Below are 18647 nucleotides of genomic sequence, written 5' to 3'. Positions count from 1 at the left end.
GCCGCACCGCTGTTCCGTTCTGCGGGGCCGGCGCTCAGCCCGCCCTATTGGTCACCTCACTGCGCCAGATCGCCTCCGGCCGCACGTCGAGCAGCGCCAGCAGGACCGGCGGGTCCAGGGTGCGCTTGGCACGGAAACGGAAGTCGATCGGCAGCACCGGCACATCCGGGCGGACCTCGATCGGGCCGACCGAGGCGACCCAGACCTGCTGGTCCGGCACCATCTTCTCGCCCATTCCCCGGGGGACGGAATGGCCGAGCAGGTACCAGGTGCCGGACGGGACGTTCTCGAACACGAACGGGCCCGGCCTGGTCTGTATCGCGCAGCCCACCGGGCGGCCCTGCGGGATCCGACCGGGGAAGAGGCCCAGGAAGATGAGTCCGAGATCTCCCGTGAGCGGTGCCCGCACCTCGCCGTACAACGTCGAACTGCGGCCGCCCTCGCGCACGACCGGCTGGTTCTGCGTCCTGATCTCGGTGGTGAATCCACCGAGCTGGCGGTACGCGGTGGGGGAGACTCCCACGCTGCTGGCGAAGCGGGAGCTGAAAGTGCCCACGCTGGTGTAGCCCACACGGTGGCTGATTTCGGTCACGGTCATCGCCGTCTCGACCAATAATCGCTTCGCCTCCTGCAACCGGAGAGCGGACAGGAAACGCCGCGGGGAGACACCGGTGACCCGCTGGAACTCCCGCGAGAAATGGAACTTGCTGTACATCGCGGTGCGTGCCATGTCGTCAATCGTGAGCGGCTCACCGATATTCGCGCTCATGGCCTCCACGGCGCGGAAGACGGCCTGCTCTATCGCCGACTTCGTGGTGGTTCTGGGGTCGTCCATCGAACCTCCAGTACAGGGCTGTCCGGAGAAGTGAAAACTTTCCGGGAAACACTCCATACCGATGCCTCTCGGACATCGCGAATCCGAGAGCTGCCCATCGGCCATCGACCACAAACGTCCCCTCTTACACAACCGGACGCGGGCGCTTCGGGTCGATTGTTGATTAAATACCATAGCAGTGCGATTGTGCTCGACCAACGATCGATAATGGCCATACTGGCCGGTAACTTTACACTCCGGCCATCCTCCCGAAGCCAGGCAGCAACGCGGAAGATGCAGCCTGAGCGCCTCGTCAGCACGATGGAGGCTGCGAAACCATACCGGGCGGGAAACGACCGGCCAACGCACCGTACGTGCCGGTAGAAATGTCTTTCCGGCTCCAGTCGGTTTCAAACTTCGGCCCCGGTTAATGACCGGCCGATTCCCCTATTGCCCAATGCGGCACCGCCGATGAACAGGAGGAGAGCCGTTGCCATCCGGCACTTCAGAAGAAGAGCAGGGCAGGACGATCACCCTGGAAGCGTTCGCGGACACCATCGTCCCTGGCGAGAAACGCTCCCCCACCGACCGTGCGGTGGCCGGAGCGGCCGAGGGCGGTGGCGCGGTGGTCGCCGGCGCCATCGACCTGTTGGAGCTGCCGGGGACGGGACTCGCCCCCGACCTGCCCAACTTCGCCGTCGCGCTGAACGCGCACGCCGACACCTACGCGGCCGAGCACGCGCTGGACCTGGACGCGTCCGTACCGGCCTTCGTCGCACTTCCCTTCGTCCACCGCACCGAGCTGGTCCGGCGGTTGACCGCGGTCGCGCACCCCGAGCGGCCGCTGTGGGTCCTGCTGGCGCTGTTCTGCAACATGGCCTACGACACCGGCGCCCACCGGCACACCTCCGAGGCCATGGCGGACGACCACCCGGGGCTCACCGCGATGGGCTTCAGCAAGCCCGGCGCCGACGGCCTCTGGCGGTTCTCGGACTTCACCTACGGCCGCCAGCTGGCCGACTCGCACCCGGACACTACGGCCTCAGGGAGCCCGGCATGAGCAGTAGCGAGCGCACCGACGTCCTGGTGGTCGGCAGCGGATTCGGCGGCGCCATCGCGGCCTACCACCTCGCCGCGGGCGGCGCGAAGGTGGTCGTGCTGGAGCGCGGACCCTGGCTGAAAGCCGACGACTTCGAGCACGACTTCCTGCTCGGCTCGTCCTACACCCGGATCTTCGACTTCGTGGTCGGCGACGGCATGAGCCTGCTCGGCGGAAACTGCGTCGGCGGCGGCAGCGTCGTCTACTTCGCCGCGATGCCCCGCGCACCGCGGTTCGTCTTCGAGCGCCGCGGCGGAATCGGCCGGCGGATGTGGCCCGCCGCGATCAACCGCGACACCCTGGACCCCTGGTACGACGTGGTGACGGACGCCCTGCCGATCACCAAGCAGGACTGGAAGGACGTCAGCTTCGCCGGCGGGCTGTTCGCGGCCGCCTGCGACCACGCCGGGCGCACCGCCAATCCCGTCCCGGTCGCGGTCGACAACACCAAGTGCACCAACTGCAACTGGATGATGGCGGGCTGCCGCTTCGACGCCAAGCGCTCCCTGCTGCTCAACTACCTGCCCGGCGCGCTCGCGCACGGCGCCGAGATCCGACCGCTGCACGAGGTCCAGCGCCTCGAGCGGACCGACGACGGCGGCTACCGGGTGCACTACAACGTGGTGGACGAGGTCGACTACCGGGAGCAGGTCGGCCACGGCGTCATCGAGGCCAAGATCGTGGTGCTGGCCGCCGGGGCGGGCGCCACACCCGTCATCCTCAAGCGCTCGGAGGCCGAGCTCGGCCCGATGCCGTACGCGGTGGGCCGCTACTTCTCCGGCAACGGGGAACGGCTCAACACCGCCGTCATCAACGAGGAGAAGGCCGCCGAACTGCTCGGCCTGGACCGCGGCGACGGCCGGGCGTACGCGGCGAACCAGATCGGCAAGGGCCCGGTGGTCGCCAGCTGGGACAACCTGGACGGCAACCTGCCCGAGTACCACCGGTACTCGCTGGAGCAGCTCTACTTCCCTCCCGGCTTCGGCACCATCCTGGCCCAGGTGCCCGACGCGGCCGGCCCCTCGTGGTTCGGCGTGGAGAAGAAGGACCTGGTCCGGCAGTGGCAGTCCTGGCTGACCGTCTTCACCATGATCGAGGACGACAACGAGGGGGTCTTCGGCCCGCCGCCGCCCACCGGCAACGCCACCCGGATCTCCCAGCAGATGCTGGGCACCGGCCCGCTCAGCTACCGCCCGACGCCCAACACGCTGCGCGCCTGGGACGAGACCGACGCCGTGGTCAAGTCGATCCTGGAGCGGGACGGCCTCGCCCGGGTGATGCCCTGGACCAACGACCTGGTCGGCGCGTACACCGTGCACCCGCTGGCCTCCTGCCGGATCGGCGACGACCCGGCCACCTCCGCCCTGGACGACCGCCACGAACTCCGCGGCCACCCGGGCATCTTCGTCACGGACGGCTCCGCCGTGCCCGGCGCACTGACCGTCAACCCGGCACTGACCATCTCCGCGCTCGCCGAGCGCGCCATCCCCGGCATCGTCCGGGCCGCCCAGCAGCGCGGCGTCAAGGTCGGCTACGGAGCCCCCGGCCCGGGCGCGGGCGACACCGCGCGCCGGACCGTCCTCCCGCTCGCCGCCAAGCGGCAGCACGGCTGACCGTGCCCAGCGGGCGCACCCGGACACCGTCAACCGAAGGAGACGACGATGGCTGGAGCAGTCCTCCGGTCGGCACTGCGGCGGTCGCTCGACCAGGTCCGCCACGTATCCCCCGTCCGGGTGCCCCGCGCCGGGGAGCGCGTCGGCCGGGTCTACACCGACATGGAGCGGGAGTTCGGCATGCTGGCCCCGCCGGTGGCCCTGCACTCCCCGGCACCGGAGGCCCTCGCGGCCTCCTGGATGATGCTGCGCGAGACGCTGGTGGCTGCCGGCTCCGCCGGCCGGGCCCTCAAGGAGGCGGTCGCGACGGCCGTCTCGGCGGCCAACTCCTGCCCGTACTGCGTCGAGGTGCACAGCATGGCGCTGCGCCGCCTCCCGGAGCCGGCCGGTTCGGAGCCGGTCGCCGAGTGGGCCGGCTCGGGCGGCGCCCGGCCGGCGCCCTTCCCCGCCGCGCAGGCCCCGGAGCTGGTCGGGGTCGCGGTGACGTTCCACCACCTCAACCGCATGGTCAACATCTTCCTGCCGGACAGCCCGTTCCCCGCCGCGGCGCCTCCCGCGGTCCGCAGCGGGGCGTCCGCCCTGCTCGGGCGGTTCCTCGGGACGGCAACCGACCGGCACCAGGTGCCCGGCAGCTCGCTCGAACTGCTGCCCGGCGCGGCCCTGCCCGCGGACTTCGGCTGGGCCGCCGGCACGCCCAGCGTGGCCGGGGCCTTCGCCCGCGCGGCCGCCGCCGCCGAGTCGGCCGGCGTCCGCACGGTGCCGGAGCCCGTCCGCGGGCTGGTCCGCGCCGAACTCGCCCGCTGGGACGGTCGGCCGAAAGGCCTGAGCCGCGGCTGGGTCGATTCCGCCGTGGCCGGCCTGCCGCCCGCCGAACGCGCGGCGGGCCGGCTGGCGCTGCTCGGCGCCCTCGCGTCCTACCAGGTCGACGAGTCGGTCGTCGCGGACTTCCGGCACGAACGTCCCGACGACCGGGCCCTGATCGAGCTGACATTCTGGGCGGCCTTCTCCGCGGCCCGCGAAATGGGCGCCCGGCTCGCCGCGGCCGGGAATTCCTGACGCCGTCAGCACGACGGGAGAAGCAATCGACCCGGCCGCTGCGGGACTCTGGGAATCGGCTAATTGTCAGCCAAGTTCGTAGAGGTACGTTCCAGCAACGATCCACCACATCGTCAATTTCCACACGGAGAGGTGAATGTGTTGTATCGAGAACGAATCCGGAGGATCATTCCCGGCCTGGCAACGGTGGTGGTGGCGACCTCACTGTTCTTCGCCACCCGGGAATCGGTCGCGGTGGCCGGCGCCGAGGAGACGGCGGCCCAGTACGCGTTCCAGGAAATGCCCATCGCCATGCCGGCCGGATACGACGCGCAGCCCATGCGCACCGTCCGCGACGTGAACCCGTCCTACCAGAAGATCCGCTCCTGGATCTCCTCGGTCGGTGCCGGCATCGCCATCAACGACCTCACCGGGCACGGGATCGCCGACGGCATGTGTATCGTCGACACCCGCACGAACCAGGTCGTGGTGACGTATACGCCGACCGCCCGCGAGGCGGACCGCTTCACCCCCTTCGTCCTCGATGCGGCCCCGCTCCCGGTCGACGACACCATGGCGCCCACCGGCTGCACCCCCGGCGACTTCACCGGCGACGGCCGGATGGGCCTGCTGGTGACCTACTGGGGGCGCACCCCGATCCTGTTCCTGCCGAAGGCCGACGCCACCATGCCCTCGCCGACGTCCTACGTCCCGCGCGAGCTGGTCCCCTCGACCTCCATCGACGGCAAGTACCACGGCCCGCGCTGGAACACCGACGCCGACTACGTGGGCGACCTGGACGGCAGCGGGCACCCCTCGATCGTGATCGGGAACTACTTCCCCGACTCGGACGTGCTCGACCCCCACGGGCTCAACAACGTCCTGATGAACAACTCGCTGTCGAACGCCAAGAACGCCGGCGGCGACCACGTGCTGCGCTGGGTCAGCGCGACCTCGGGCAACGAGCCGCAGGCCAACTTCGTCGAGGAGAAGGACGCGATCCCCTTCGACGCCGCCACCGGGTGGACGCTCGCCATCGCCGGCGCCGACCTGACCGGCGAGGGGCTGCCCGAGCTGTACGTCGCGAACGACTTCGGGCACAGCCACCTGCTCTACAACCAGTCCACGCCGGGCCGCATCAAGTTCACCGAGGCCACCGGGGGCCGCACCTCGACCACGCCCAAGTCCTTCGTGCTCGGCAAGGGCTCGTTCAAGGGCATGGGCGTCGACTTCGGCGACGTCAACCGCAACGGCGCCTTCGACATCATGGTCAGCAACATCACCACGGCCTGGGGCCTGGAGGAGAGCAACTTCCTCTGGATCAACCAGGCCAAGGACCAGGCCGACATGAAGCGCCAACTGAGCAACGGCGTGGCGCCGTTCACCCAGGAGGCGCAGGAGCACGGGGTGGCCTGGACCGGCTGGTCCTGGGACACCAAGATGGCCGACTTCCGCAACTCCGGCAACCTCGAGGTGCTCCAGGCCGACGGGTTCGTCAAGGGCAACATCAACCGCTGGCCGTGGCTGCAGGAGATGGCCATGACCAACGACGACCTGCTGTCGAACCCCGCGATGTGGCCCAACGTCCAACCCGGGGACGACCTCTCCGGCGACGAGGCGATGGCCTTCTACGCGCGGTCCGCCAGCGGCACGTTCGTCAACATCAGCAAGCGGCTCGGGATCGCGGAGCCCACGCCGACCCGCGCCATCGCGACCGGTGACACCACCGGCACCGGCCTGCTCGACTTCGCGATCGCCCGCCAGTGGGGTCCGCCGGCCTTCTACGCCAACAAGGCGCCGTCCCCCGGCAAGTACCTGAACCTGCGGCTGTACCGCCCGGCCACGGACGCCGACCCCGGGATGGGGCTGGTGAACACCGGCTCCCCCGCCTACGGCGCCTCCGTGCGGATCACCACGCCGTCCGGCACCCAGGTCTCGCAGCTCGACGGCGGCAGCGGACACGGCGGCTTCCGCAGCTTCGACGTGCACTTCGGACTCGGCGACCAGCAGGGCCCGGTGACCGTGCAGCTGTGCTGGCGGGACAGCAACGGCGGCCTCCACGAGCAGACCGAGCAGCTCAGCCCCGGCACCCACTCGTTCATGCTGACCAGTGCCGCCAAGGAGGTTCCGAACCGATGAGCGCAGCCCCGACGACCGCCGCACCCCCGGCACCGGCACCGGCCAAGGCCGCCGACCCGCGCTACCTGGCCCTGCGGAACTTCGCGGCGTCCATCACCGTCTTCAACATCTTCGGCTACACCCTGCTGGGCTTCGAGCAGCCCTGGCTGTGGCCGATCATGTCGGTGCTCTTCGCCTACGCCGTCGAGATCGTCTTCGAGGTGATCAGCGCCTGGGCCCAGCGGCGCGCCCCGCGCTTCCTCGGCAACGGCATGCGCGGCATGTACGAGTTCCTGCTGCCCTCGCACATCACCGGCATTGCCATGAACATGCTGTTCTACGCCAACAACCAGGTGCTCCCGGTGCTGTTCGGCGTGTTCGTCGGCGTGGCCGGCAAGCACGCGCTCCAGGCGCCCATCGCCGGCCGGATGCGGCACTTCATGAACCCGTCCAACTTCGGCATCACCGCCTCGCTGCTCTGCTTCGGCTCCTGGGCGAGCATCGCCCCGCCGTACCAGTTCACCGAGAACGCGAACACCTTCTTCCGGGTCGCCATCCCGCTGATCATCGCGACCGCCGGTACCGTGATCAACTCCATGCTCACCAAGAAGGTCGCACTGATCGTCGGCTGGCTCGGCGGGTTCGTGATCCAGGCGCTGATCAGGCACTGGGTGTGGGACGTCGCCATCTTCTCGGCCCTCGGCCCGATGAGCGGTGTCGCGTTCGTGCTGTTCACCAACTACATGATCACGGACCCCGGGACCACGCCGTTCAAGGCGCGCAACCAGTTCATGTTCGGTGCGTCGGTGGCCATGACCTACGGCGTCCTGATGCTGTTCAACGTCGTCTACACGCTGTTCTTCGCCACCAGCCTGGTCTGCCTCCTGCGCGGTCTCGGCTGGTGGGCCGCCCATCTGATCCAGCGGCAGAAGGAGCGGAGCGGAGCCGGTGCGCCGGCGACCGCCCCGCCGGCCGAGGTCGGCGGCTCCCAGGGCCCCCGGGCGATGGCCGCCTGACACCGCCGCCCCCGCGCCTCCCAAGGCCGTACGTGCGCCCGCCAGGGCGCGCGTACGGCCCTTCGCCGTGCCGGGGCACCCCCAGCAGCCTCCGAGGCCACCAGAAGCCACCCGGGGCGGCTCCGGGCGGCACGACAGACGGGGCGCAGCCGGTCGGTACCGGCTGCGCCCCGTCCTGTCGGACCGCTCGGGACTACGACTGCAGGACCACCTGCTGGAGTTCGGCGGTGCACATCATGTACCCGTCCGGGGTCGGCAGCCCCTCCAGGTAGTGGGTGAGGTCCGCGCCGAGCGCGAACACCCGCACCGGGATGCCCGCGGCACGCGCGGACTCCACGACCCTGCGCACCCCGTCCAGGACGGCCGGGTGCCGGGTCTGGTAGGAGTCGGCCACCAGGTGGTTGCTGCGGTCCGCGGCGAGGTAGAACTGCACCAGGTCCTTCGTCCCGACGAACAGCTCGGTGGCGCCCGCGGCGCAGATGGCGGCGGCGGCGTGCACCGCCGCCGGCGTCTCGATGAACGCGGACACCGGCACCTCGGGCGGCAGCTCGAGGTGCGCCCTGAGCTGGGCGAACTCCACGGCGTCGTTGAGGAACGGCACCGAGAGGTGGATGCGCCGCGCCTCCTCGCCGAGCCGTGCCCGCAGGGTCCCGAGCACGACGTGCAGGGCGTCCCGGTAGGCGGCCGAGCCCAGCAGCCAGCGCGCGCCGTGCAGGCCCAGCTCGGGGTTGGGTTCGACCGCGACCGGGGCGACCTCCGTCACCCCGGCGGCGTGGTCGGAGCGCAGGTCGAGGAGCCGCAGGATCAACCGCTGGCCGGGCAGCAGCGCCTCGACGAAGGTGCAGAGCCGGTCCGCGAGCGCCTGCCCGTAGACCTCGATCGCGGCCGGGCCGCCCTCCAGGCAGTCGAGCGGACGCAGGCCGGCCGCCAGGCAGAGGAACTCCTCCCGGATGAAGAAGGAGTCGACCTGTGCGGCCTTCGGGCCGCAGGAGTTGATCGTCCGGATGTCCTGGAGGTCGGCGATGACCGCGCAGGCCGAGCCGAGGTCGTCCAGCGAGGAGCTCCCGCCCGCCTGGCCGTGGGCGCCGGCGCCGGTGTCGGATCCGAGGACGATCGACTGGCTCTCCAGGTGCAGCGTCACCTCGCCGACCAGGTCGGCGAGTTCCGCCCGGTCCACGCGGAGCACCGGAATTCCCCGGCCGCGGCAGATCGACTGCATGTGGCCGGTCAGCCCGCCGGAACTGCAGACGATGGCCCGCGCCGCCACGATCGCTTCGTACAGACTCGCTTCGAGCGAGGGGGCGACGAGGATGGATCCGTTGAGCGGATTTCTTGTGCGGTTACAGACACCTCGCAACACGCCCTGCCTTCCACCGGTCAAAAGGGATCCCTGAATCCGTCGCCCGTTCAACTAATCCTCCAGAGCGTCAGCGTTCTCCAAGCCCAGTTGTCGGCGCAGTTGCCGCGGTGTCACGGAGACATCGGTGAGTCGCTCGACCGCGGCCCGGCCGACGACCGCCCTGATCAGGCGGTCACGGCGGGAGGCGTCCAGCAGAGGGGCCCAGAGGCCGCTCAGGGACCGGATACGGGCGTCCACCCGGGAATCGAGAACTTCCCGTTCACTCAGGGCGCGCGTAGCCAACCTCCATACCTCCAAGACCACAGCCTCCTTGAATCCGGCCAGGGCTGCTTCCTCCATGTTGCTGACATGGCCATGGAATTGGGTGATGTCGCGGTCCAATCCCCCCTCGGGGAGTTCCAGTTGCTCGACCACGCGGGCGGCCACGGCGATTGACTGGTTCTTGATGGCGGCGAGATTGAACGTGAACGCACCGGTTCGGCCGTTCCGCACGATCTCGTCGCCCTCGCGCAGCACGCCGACCGTGGAGACCGGGCCGGCCGGCTCGCCGTCGGCGCGCAGCAGCACCCCGTGTCCGTCGACCTCCAGCCCCCGCCCGGTGCGCTCGTGGGGCACCGCGATCCCCCTGCGGATCAGGTTCCTCCAGAGCGGCCCGCCGACCCTGCTGTAGTCCGACTCCCTGCCCACGTTGGACACCACCAGGTCCGCCTCGACGGCGCACTTCTCGCCCGGGGCGCCGATCGACACGCACAGCCGCCCGGACTCCGTCGGGGCGATCCCCTCCACCTTGCCGACGACCAGCCGCACCGAGCCGTCCGCCGGGTGCACGGCCCGTTCGATGACCGCCATCGTGTACTCCACCGCGCCCACCCGCAGCGCGGCGATCGCCGTACCGAACTCGTCCAGCAACGACCGCAGTTCCCCGGAGGGGATCCGCTCGATGGCCTCGGGGAGGTGCGGCTCCCACGCCTTGGCCACCCGCTCGGCGACCACGGTCCGGTCGATTCCGGGGTGGTCCCGGACGACCTCGGCGCAGGCCTTCTCCCATTCGGCCCGGACCCGGGCCAGGAACTCCCCACGGCTGTGGTACGGCTCCAGCAGTGCCTTCGGGCAGGGCAGTTGCAGCACCTCGTGCTCGTGGCCGCCGGGGTAGGTCCGGAACATCGTCCCGGTCCTGGAGATCAGGTTGATCCTCCCGGAGTGCCCCTGTCGCAAAAGCAGGCCGGCCGAGTCGTACGCGCTCAGCACCGATCCCACGATCGCGACGTCCGCCTCGGCCGGGAGCTCCTCGAGCTTGCGGATCCCGGCCGCGGAGTACGGGTCCCGGATGAAGCGCGCGTGGTCGAGCACCTCGGAGGCGAACGGCGGCTCCCTGAGTTCGAGGCCGGTCGCGAGGACCACGTGGTCGGCGAGGAGCACCTCGGGTTCCGGGCCCGGGTCGGCCGGGGCGCCGTTCGGGGCCGGCTGCCGCACCGTCACCCCGACCCCCGAAGGCAGCACCTCCAGGTCGACCGCCTCGCCGTCCGCCTCGACGAGCACCACGCCCGGACAGGCCTCCCGCACGGCCTCGGCCAGCCGGTCGTTCAGGTAGTCCTGGAAGATCCGCCGGGGCGCCGGGCCCTGCTCGACGAACTCGAAGTCGACCCAGAACGCCGGCCAGCCGGTGCGGTCGGCCTCCAGGTTGGCCCAGCGGATGAAGTCCAGGACGTCCTCCCGGAAGACCGACATCCGGCCTGCCTGGATGTTGAACACATGGTCCCAGGGGTTGCCGTCCCGGTGGTAGGCGATGCCGGCGGAGCGGTAGTCCGAACGCCGTTCGAGCAGAACGATCTCGAGCGGCCTTCGCGCGAAGCGCAGCAGCCGGATCGCCGTGGCGGTACCGGCCAGTCCCGCCCCGACTATGAGCACACGTGGACGCATGCCTGTTCGACTCACGGTGAAGCCTCCCCGCTCAGCGATTCACGGCACCCGGCGCCGCCGTCCCGCACCGGGCACGAACATGGATTGACCGATCGTCACTTCGACGAAGGGGCAAGCGATCAAGGGCGCTGCGGCGCCGGCCGCCGCCGCACCCGAGCTCACGCCGACCAGCATGCCCGACCCGCGACATCGCGATCAATGCGGTTGACGGACGGTTGACAGGGCGCCGCCCGGGCGGCCGACGGCGGTCGGCTTCGCCATCGCTCCAAGATGTCCCGGCAACCTGGGAGTTGACCGCCCGGAGCCGCACCCGTGAGCATGGACTGCCGTCCGTCCGTCCCTCCGAGACGAGGAAGTGCACACCGTGCCGCACATTGCCATTGACAACAAACTGCCGGGAATCACCGGGCTGCTGACGCTCCGTCCGGACACCGGCGCCCCGCTGTCCATGCTCGCCGACGCGCTGCTGCGCGCCCCGGCCCCGATGAGCCGGGGCGAGCGCGAGCTGGTCGCCGCGTACGTCTCCGACCTCAACGGCACCCGCTTCTGTGCGAACTCCCACAGCGCTTTCGCGGCGGCGCAGTTGGAGGGTGGCGAGGACCTGGTGAAGGCCGTCCTGACCGATCCCGCGTCCGCGCCGCTCACCGAGCGGATGCGGGCCCTGCTGCGCATCGCGGCGGAGGTCCAGGGCCAGGTCGGACCGGTCTCCGCGGAGGCGGTGGCGGCGGCCCGGACGGCCGGCGCCGGTGACACCGAGATCCACGACACCGTCCTGATCGCCGCCGCGTTCTGCATGTACAACCGCTACGTCGACGGCCTGGCCACCGACCTCCCCGAGGACCACGGCTTCTACTCCGAGGGGGCGAAGCGCATCGTCGCCTCCGGCTACAGCCACGGGGGCTGAGCACCCGGGTCTCCGCTCGCCTGAGGACTCCGCCGCCGGTGGCCGGGGCACGACCGCCCGGCCGCCGGCGGGGCGGCAGGACCGTCTTACGGATCGCTGACGCCCCCGCGCCACGGCGGTCGAACGGGCGGGGCGGCCGGTAGCGTCGCCGGACATGAGGATTCTGGTCACCGGCGGCGCCGGGTTCATCGGTTCGGCGGTCGTCCGCGCCCTGGTCGCGGCGGGCCACGAGGTCCTGGTGCTGGACGCGCTGCTGCCCGCGGTCCACCCGTCGGGGTCGGTGCCACCGCTGCCGGACGGGGTGCGGTTCCGGCACGGCGACGTGCGGGACGCGGCGGCGGTGCGGCAGGCCCTGGCCGGGGTGGACGCGGTCTGCCACCAGGCGGCGATGGTCGGGCTCGGCCTCGACCTCGACGACGCGCCCGGGTACGTCGGCTGCAACGACCTCGGCACGGCGGTGCTGCTGTCCGCGATGGCCCGCGAGGGGGTGCGGAGCCTGGTGCTGGCCGGGTCCATGGTGGTCTACGGGGAGGGCCGGTACGTGTGCGCCGAGCACGGGGGCGTGGCGCCCGGTCCGCGGCGCCCGGAGGACCTCGACGCCGGACGGTTCGAACCGCCGTGCCCGGTGTGCGGCGCCGCGCTGCGGCCCGGGATGGTCACGGAGGACGCGCCGGGCGACCCGCGCAACGTGTACGCCGCGACCAAGCTCGCCCAGGAGCACCTGTCCGCCGCCTGGGCCCGCGCCTGCGGCGGGTCCGTCCTGGCGCTGCGCTACCACAACGTCTACGGCCCGGGCATGCCGCGCGACACCCCGTACGCCGGGGTCGCCTCGCTGTTCCGCTCCGCGCTCGCCCGCGGCGCGGCCCCCCGGGTGTTCGAGGACGGCGGCCAGCGCCGGGACTTCGTCCACGTCGACGATGTCGCGGCGGCCAACCTCGCCGCGCTGGAGGCGGTCGCCGACCGGCCGCCGGGCGGCGCCCGGGCGTACAACGTCGGCAGCGGCGAGGTGCACACGGTCGGCGGGATGGCCCGGGCGCTGGCCGACGCCTACGGCGGGCCGGAGCCGGTGGTGACCGGGCAGTACCGGCTCGGGGACGTCCGGCACATCACCGCCGACTCCTCCCGGCTGCGGGCCGAGCTCGGCTGGCGGGCCCGGGTGCCGTTCAGCGCGGGGATGGCCGAGTTCGCCGCCGCGCCCCTGCGGGTCTGACCCGGCCCGCGCAGTCAGACCCGCCCAACGGGCCTGACTACGCGGGCGCCGCCGGGAGCGCGATCTCGAAGCAGCAGCCCCCGGTGACGTTGTGCACCCGGGCCCGCCCGGCGTGCGCCTCGACGATGCCGCGGACGATGGCCAGCCCGAGCCCGGCGCCGCTGTCCCCGCCCTCGCCGGGATCCCGCCGCGGCGTGCGGGCGGTGCTGCCGCGCCAGCCGGTCTCGAACACCCGGGAGAGGTCCTGTTCCGGGATGCCTCCGCAGCCGTCGGTGACCGAGAGCACCACCTCGTCCACCTCACGGCGGGCGGAGACGGCGACCACGCCGTCCTCGGGCGTCGAGCGGATCGCGTTGACCAGCAGGTTGCCGAGCACCCGGGTGATCTCGCGGCTGTCCACCTCGACCGGCTCGGCGGCGACCTGGCGGCCCTCCAGGCGGACGCCGCGCTGGCGGGCCAGCGGGTGCGCTCCGGCCAGTGCGTCGTCGACCAGGTCGTAGACGGACACCCGGGAGAGCGAGAGCGACAGCGCGCCGGCCTGGATCCGGGAGAGCTCGAACAGGTCGTCGACCATCCCGGTGAGGCGCTCGACCTCGGCCCGGATCCGCCCGAGGTAGCGCTCCGGCCGCTCGGCCACGCCGTCCTCCAGCGCCTCGGCCATCGCGCGCAGCCCGGCCAGCGGGGTGCGCAGGTCGTGCGAGATCCAGGCGATCAGCTCACGCCGCGAGGCGTCCAGCGCCTGCGCCCGGGCCCGCGACTCGGCGAGCCGGGCGCTGGTGGCGGCGAGTTCCGCGCTGAGCTGGGCGAGTTCGAGCCCGAGCGGATGCTCCGGTGCGGTGAAGCCGGTGTCGCTTCCGACGGTCCGGGCCGCCGCGGTCAGGGCGCGGCTGCCGGCCACGACCTGGCGTCCGAGCAGGGCGGCCGTGAGCAGCGAGACCACGGAGGCCATCCCGAGCACGGTCATCACCACGCCGAGGTCGTGTCCGGAGAGGAACATCGCCTGGGCGACGGCGACCGTCCCCGAGGTGACCGCGAGGACGGTGACGGCGGCGACGCAGAACAGGGCGAGCGCCATCGAGCGGCGGCGCAGCAGGCGCACGGCCACCCAGCCGAGCAGGCCGGCGCCGGTGGCACCCAGCCCGGCGAACAGGGCGATCAGCAGCAGGTCCGTCACGCCGGGCCGTCCTTGTCGTCCGTGGCCGGGTCGTAGCGGTAGCCGACGCCCCAGACCGTGGTGATCAGTGTCGGGGCGGCGGGGTCGTCCTCGATCTTCTCCCGCAGGCGGCGGACGTGGACGGTGACGGTGGACAGGTCGCCGAAGTCCCAGCCCCAGACCCGCTGCATCAGCTCCTGCCGGGCGAAGACCGTCCGGGGGTGCCGCAGGAGGAACGCCAGAAGGTCGAACTCCCGGAGCGTGAGCATGAGTTCACGCCCGCCGCGGTGGGCTCGGCGGGCCTGCGGGTCGAGCGTGATGTCCCCGGACTCCAGCGGCGCGGAGGCCGGGGAGGCGGGCGCCGCGGCGCGGGAGCGGCGCAGCACGGACTGGACGCGCAGGACGAGCTCCCGCGGGCTGAACGGCTTGGTGACGTAGTCGTCCGCGCCGAGTTCCAGGCCGAGGATGCGGTCGGCCTCGTCCCCCTTGGCGGTGAGCATGACCACGGGCAGGTCGGCGCCGTCCTCGGTGGCCCGCAGCCTGCGCAGGATCTCCAGGCCGTCGATCCCGGGGAGCATGAGGTCCAGGACCAGGAGGTCGGGGCGGTGGGCACGGGCCAGGTCGAGGCCCTGGTGGCCGTCGCAGGCCCGGTCGACGTGGTGGCCGGCCCGGGTGAGGTAACCGGCGACGACCTCGCCCACGGTGAGGTCGTCGTCGATCACCAGGATGCGGGCCTGGTCCGGTGGTCCGGGGGTGGCGGGGCTGTCGTTCACCTCGCCGAGGATACGAGCCGCGGCCGCGCTCGGGGGCCGCGCCGTGGTCGACGTTCGCGTTCCGTAAGATCGCGGGCCGGCGCCGACGGAAGGCAAGCCGAGCGTCGGCTCCCACGTGCGCCCGGGCCGGCGTAGGACTTTCGTAAGGGCGCGGTTCGGCCGCCGCGGGCCCGCCCGCACCTAGCGTGGCCGACGTGACCTCTCCGACTCCCCCACGGCCGCGTGCCGATGTGATCCTGCCCTGCCTCGACGAGGCCGAGGCCCTGCCCTGGGTGCTCGGGCGCATCCCCCCGGGCTGGCGCGCGATCGTCGTCGACAACGGCTCCCGTGACGGCTCCGCCGAGCTGGCCCGGTCGCTGGGCGCGACGGTCGTCGAGGAGCCGCGCCGCGGCTTCGGCGCCGCGTGCCATGCCGGGCTGCTCGCCGCCACCGCCGAGCTGGTCTGCTTCATGGACTGCGACGGCTCCCTGGACCCGGCCCAGCTGCCGCTCGTCACCGCCCCGGTCGCCGCGGGCTCGGCGGACCTGGTGCTCGGCCGCCGCCGCCCCGCGACCGCCGGCGCCTGGCCGCTGCACGCCCGGTTGGCGAACACCGCCCTGGCCTACCGGCTGCGGGCGAGGACGGGGGCGCCGCTGCACGATCTCGGGCCGATGCGGGCCGCGCGCCGTGATCGGCTGCTGGCGCTGGGCCTGGGCGACCGCCGCTCCGGCTACCCCCTGGAGATGGTGCTCGCCGCGTCGGCGGCCGGGATGCGGATCACCGAGACGCCCGTCGACTACCTGCCGCGCGCGGGCCGCTCCAAGGTCACCGGTACGGTGCGCGGCACCCGGCAGGCCGTCCGCGACATGCGGGCCGTGCTGGCCGCGCCGGCGCCGACCCTGCTGGTGATCGCCAAGTCGCCCGTCCCCGGCCGGGTGAAGACCCGCCTCACCCCGCCCTGTACGCCCGAGCAGGCGGCGGCGCTGGCCGGGGCCGCCCTCGCCGACACCCTCGCCGCCCTCGACCTGGTCCCGGCCGGACGGCGGCTGCTCGTCCTGGAGGGCGAGGCGGGTGCCTGGCTCCCGCCGGGCTGGCAGGTCGTGCCGCAGTCCGGCGGCGGCCTGGACGAACGGCTGGCGGCCGCCTTCGCGCACGCGGCCGGGCTCGCCCCGCGGGCGCCCGCGCTGCTGGTCGGCATGGACACCCCGCAGCTGGGCGCCGCCCTCCTCGCGGAGCCGCTGTCCCCCGCCCGGCGTACGGGCGTCGACGCCTGGTACGGCCCGGCCGAGGACGGCGGGTTCTGGGCGCTCGGGCTGGCCCGGCCCGAGCAGGGTCTGGCCCGGCGGCTGCTCGTGGGACTGCCGATGTCCACGCCGGACACCGGGCGGGCCCTGCTCGACCGGCTGGCGGCGGAGCACCTGACCGTCCACCACCTCCCGGTGGCCACCGACGTGGACACCATCCGGGACGCCCGCCACGTCGCCGCCGAGGCGCCGGACGGCAGGTTCGCGGCCTGCCTCCGGTCGGTCGAGGGCGCTCTGGAGGTGGCGGAGTGAGCGTCGCGGCCGAGGCCTGGGTGGAGGACCCGTTCGCGGAGGCCGTCCGCGCCGGGCGGGGCCCGCTGTGGCTGCGCCGCGAGGACGGCCGCCGGATCCCGCTCGACGTCGAACGCTGGTGCGCGCCCGCCGCCGGCGCGGACCACGGGCTGCTTCGGCGCTGCACCCGGCTGACCGCGCCGGTGGTGGACCTCGGCTGCGGCCCCGGCCGGCTGGTCGCGGCCCTGCTGGGCCTGGGCGTGCCGGCGCTCGGCGTCGACATCACCCGGGCGGCGGTGGCCCGGACCCGCAGCCTCGGCGGGCCGGCCCTGTGCCGCTCGGTGTTCGACCGGCTGCCCGCGGAGGGGCGCTGGGGCGGCGCGCTGCTGGCCGACGGCAACCTCGGAATCGGCGGAGACCCTGGGCTGCTGCTCGGACGAAGTGCCGAACTCCTCGCTCCGGGCGGCGTGTTGCTGGTCGAGGTGGAGCCGCGGGAGGTCGACGAACGGATCACCGTCCGGGTCGAGGGGCGGCACGGGCGGCTCGGACCGCCGTTCGCCTGGGCCCGCTGCGGCGCGGCGGCCACCGCCCGGCGGGCCGAGCGCGCCGGGCTCGTCGAGACGGAGCGGTGGTCCTCCCACGGCCGCCACTTCCTCTCCTTCCGGAGGGCGGCCCCCGACCGCTGACCCCTCCGGAGGGCGGCCCCAACCCGCTGACAACCGCCGCCCGCTACTCCTCCGCCGCCGCGGGCTTCGCCTCCGGCCACTGCGGGTGCTCGCGCTCCGCCCAGCGGCGGTCGACCAGCCCGGTCCGCATCCCCCGCCGGGCCTCGGGATCGCGCACGGCCATCCGGATGTGCCCGGCGGTCACCACGGCGATCGCGACCGCGAGCCAGTCGTGGACGAAGGTCGCACCCGTCCGCCAGACCGTCGGCGTGAGATGGGTGAGCCACATCAGCAGGCCGGTGCCGAGGATCACCAGCATCGCGCCGAGCGTCCACTGCGCGTAGAGCTTCTGCCCGGCGTTGAACTTCCCCGCCGGGCGGTGCGCGGCCCGCGCCCACGCCGCCCGCAGCCACGCCCGGTCCACGGGGTGGAACCGGCTCAGCCTCGACACGTCCGCGCGCACCGCCCGGAAGGCCAGCCCGAGCAGCAGCGGTACCGGCAGCGCGAGCCCGCACCACACGTGCACGGTGGCGACGAGCCTGCGGCGCCCGACCAGTTCGGCCAGCGGCGCCAGGTAGAGGCAGGCGGCGGTGGCCAGGCAGGTCAGCATCAGGGCGGCGGTGGCCCGGTGCACCCAGCGCTCGGCGCGGGTGAAGCGGAGCAGCGGCTCAGGCGGTCGGTGCATCGTCACGTCCGTTCGAGCGGCCGACCCAGGCGTCGACGTCGTAGCCGTTCCGCTCCCAGTAGCCCGGCTCCACCGTGGCGGTGACGGTGATCCCGGACAGCCATTTGGCCGACTTGTAGAAGTACATCGGTGCCACGTACAGGCGCACCGGGCCACCGTGGGAGTGCGAGATCGGGGCGTCCTGGAGCTTGAGCGCGACCACCACGTCCTCGCGCCGGGCCTGCTCCAGGGTGAGGCTCTCGGTGTACTCGCCGTCGAAGCAGCTGAACCGCACCGCCGCGGCGCCCGCCGTGACGCCGGCGGCGTCGAGCAGGTGGGCCAGCGGCACGCCCTCGAACGGGGTGTCCGGCACCCGCCAGCCGGTCACGCACTGGACGTCCCGCACGATCCGGCGCTGCGGCATCGCCTGGAGGTCGGCGAGCCGGAAGGCGCCGGGGCGCTCCACCAACCCGTCCACCGTCAGCGTGTAGTCGTCCGGGCCCCTGGTCGGCACCGAGGAGGCCACCGAGTAGTAGCGGAAGCCGCCGCCCGGCAGCAGGCCGGTGAGGCCGGTCGGGTCCTTGCCGGCCAGGGTGTCCTGGGCCCGTTGGAGGTACGGGCCGACCGCGACCCCCGCCGCGCCGAGCCCGAGCAGCCCCAGCACCACCCGGCGGCCCACGGGTGTCCCCCGGCCCTCGTCGATCCGTTCGACCTGTTCGATCCGTTCGGTCTGTTCACTCACGCCGCCGATTCGACCAGCCGGACGGCGCCACGGCCAGGGTCTGCGCC

Annotated in this window: 16 protein-coding genes and 1 pseudogene; 10 read left to right on the top strand and 7 right to left on the bottom strand. The window is 72.7% G+C overall.

What is annotated here, in order from left to right:
• Positions 1–34: 34 nt before the first annotated feature.
• Positions 35–835: a helix-turn-helix domain-containing protein gene (locus tag ACIGZJ_RS14020; protein ID WP_396457410.1), complete on the bottom strand. Its 801-nt coding sequence runs from the start codon at positions 833–835 to the stop codon at positions 35–37.
• A 469-nt stretch (positions 836–1304) separates the two neighbouring features.
• Between ACIGZJ_RS14020 and ACIGZJ_RS14015 the strand changes: the two genes are divergently transcribed.
• From ACIGZJ_RS14015 to ACIGZJ_RS13995, 5 genes are all read left to right on the top strand, one after another.
• Complete coding sequence (locus ACIGZJ_RS14015) at positions 1305–1874, top strand: DUF5987 family protein (RefSeq protein WP_392932311.1); 570 nt, start codon at positions 1305–1307, stop codon at positions 1872–1874.
• A complete protein-coding gene (locus tag ACIGZJ_RS14010; protein ID WP_396457409.1) occupies positions 1871–3526 on the top strand; it encodes a GMC family oxidoreductase N-terminal domain-containing protein in 1656 nt (551 codons plus the stop codon). The genes ACIGZJ_RS14015 and ACIGZJ_RS14010 overlap by 4 nt, the downstream gene beginning before the upstream one ends.
• 48 nt (positions 3527–3574) lie before the next feature.
• Positions 3575–4582: a carboxymuconolactone decarboxylase family protein gene (locus ACIGZJ_RS14005; RefSeq protein WP_396457408.1), complete on the top strand. Its 1008-nt coding sequence runs from the start codon at positions 3575–3577 to the stop codon at positions 4580–4582.
• A 192-nt stretch (positions 4583–4774) separates the two neighbouring features.
• Positions 4775–6700 carry an ASPIC/UnbV domain-containing protein gene (locus tag ACIGZJ_RS14000; protein WP_396457407.1) on the top strand — a complete coding sequence of 642 codons (1926 nt, stop codon included), beginning with the start codon at positions 4775–4777 and terminating at the stop codon, positions 6698–6700.
• Entirely contained in the window at positions 6697–7695 is a 999-nt protein-coding gene (locus tag ACIGZJ_RS13995) for an enediyne biosynthesis protein (RefSeq protein WP_392932303.1), read from the top strand. Before ACIGZJ_RS14000 ends, ACIGZJ_RS13995 begins: the two co-directional genes overlap by 4 nt.
• A 193-nt stretch (positions 7696–7888) precedes the next feature.
• Here the strand turns inward: ACIGZJ_RS13995 and ACIGZJ_RS13990 are convergent, their stop codons facing one another.
• Both ACIGZJ_RS13990 and ACIGZJ_RS13985 read right to left on the bottom strand, forming a co-directional pair.
• Positions 7889–9055, bottom strand: coding sequence for a putative PEP-binding protein (locus ACIGZJ_RS13990; protein WP_396457406.1), 1167 nt, complete (start codon positions 9053–9055; stop codon positions 7889–7891).
• A 51-nt stretch (positions 9056–9106) separates the two neighbouring features.
• Positions 9107–10990 (bottom strand): FAD/NAD(P)-binding protein, encoded by a 1884-nt coding sequence (locus ACIGZJ_RS13985; RefSeq protein ID WP_396457405.1) that lies wholly within the window; start codon positions 10988–10990, stop codon positions 9107–9109.
• Between the two features lie 349 nt (positions 10991–11339).
• On the opposite strand from ACIGZJ_RS13985, the gene ACIGZJ_RS13980 reads away from it, so the two are divergent.
• A complete protein-coding gene (locus ACIGZJ_RS13980; RefSeq protein ID WP_396457404.1) occupies positions 11340–11879 on the top strand; it encodes a carboxymuconolactone decarboxylase family protein in 540 nt (179 codons plus the stop codon).
• A 154-nt stretch (positions 11880–12033) separates the two neighbouring features.
• On the top strand, positions 12034–13089 hold the full coding sequence (locus ACIGZJ_RS13975; RefSeq protein ID WP_396457403.1) for an NAD-dependent epimerase/dehydratase family protein: 1056 nt from the start codon (positions 12034–12036) through the stop codon (positions 13087–13089).
• Between the two features lie 37 nt (positions 13090–13126).
• Here ACIGZJ_RS13975 and ACIGZJ_RS13970 read toward each other — a convergent pair whose 3' ends face one another.
• Both ACIGZJ_RS13970 and ACIGZJ_RS13965 read right to left on the bottom strand, forming a co-directional pair.
• Positions 13127–14263: a sensor histidine kinase gene (locus ACIGZJ_RS13970; RefSeq protein ID WP_396457402.1), complete on the bottom strand. Its 1137-nt coding sequence runs from the start codon at positions 14261–14263 to the stop codon at positions 13127–13129.
• Positions 14260–15015, bottom strand: a complete 756-nt coding sequence (locus ACIGZJ_RS13965; RefSeq protein ID WP_396457401.1) for a response regulator transcription factor — start codon at positions 15013–15015, stop codon at positions 14260–14262. The genes ACIGZJ_RS13970 and ACIGZJ_RS13965 overlap by 4 nt, the downstream gene beginning before the upstream one ends.
• A 185-nt stretch (positions 15016–15200) precedes the next feature.
• On the opposite strand from ACIGZJ_RS13965, the pseudogene ACIGZJ_RS13960 reads away from it, so the two are divergent.
• The 3 genes and pseudogenes from ACIGZJ_RS13960 to ACIGZJ_RS13950 form a co-directional block, all read left to right on the top strand.
• Positions 15201–15926: pseudogene (locus ACIGZJ_RS13960) on the top strand (glycosyltransferase family 2 protein); the annotation flags it as partial.
• Positions 15900–16550: a DUF2064 domain-containing protein gene (locus tag ACIGZJ_RS13955; protein WP_396457659.1), complete on the top strand. Its 651-nt coding sequence runs from the start codon at positions 15900–15902 to the stop codon at positions 16548–16550. The pseudogene ACIGZJ_RS13960 and the gene ACIGZJ_RS13955, both read left to right, overlap by 27 nt.
• Positions 16547–17215, top strand: coding sequence for an SAM-dependent methyltransferase (locus tag ACIGZJ_RS13950; protein ID WP_396457400.1), 669 nt, complete (start codon positions 16547–16549; stop codon positions 17213–17215). The genes ACIGZJ_RS13955 and ACIGZJ_RS13950 overlap by 4 nt, the downstream gene beginning before the upstream one ends.
• A 43-nt stretch (positions 17216–17258) precedes the next feature.
• Here the strand turns inward: ACIGZJ_RS13950 and ACIGZJ_RS13945 are convergent, their stop codons facing one another.
• Positions 17259–17879 (bottom strand): cytochrome b/b6 domain-containing protein, encoded by a 621-nt coding sequence (locus tag ACIGZJ_RS13945; protein WP_396457399.1) that lies wholly within the window; start codon positions 17877–17879, stop codon positions 17259–17261.
• Positions 17863–18600 carry a molybdopterin-dependent oxidoreductase gene (locus tag ACIGZJ_RS13940; RefSeq protein ID WP_396457398.1) on the bottom strand — a complete coding sequence of 246 codons (738 nt, stop codon included), beginning with the start codon at positions 18598–18600 and terminating at the stop codon, positions 17863–17865. Before ACIGZJ_RS13940 ends, ACIGZJ_RS13945 begins: the two co-directional genes overlap by 17 nt.
• Between the last annotated feature and the right edge of the window lie 47 nt (positions 18601–18647).

Origin of the sequence: Kitasatospora sp. NPDC052868, assembly GCF_044547105.1 — a bacterium.
Taxonomy (GTDB): domain Bacteria; phylum Actinomycetota; class Actinomycetes; order Streptomycetales; family Streptomycetaceae; genus Kitasatospora.
Note: the sequence above shows the minus strand (reverse complement) of the source record. Positions and strands in the feature narration are given on the sequence as shown.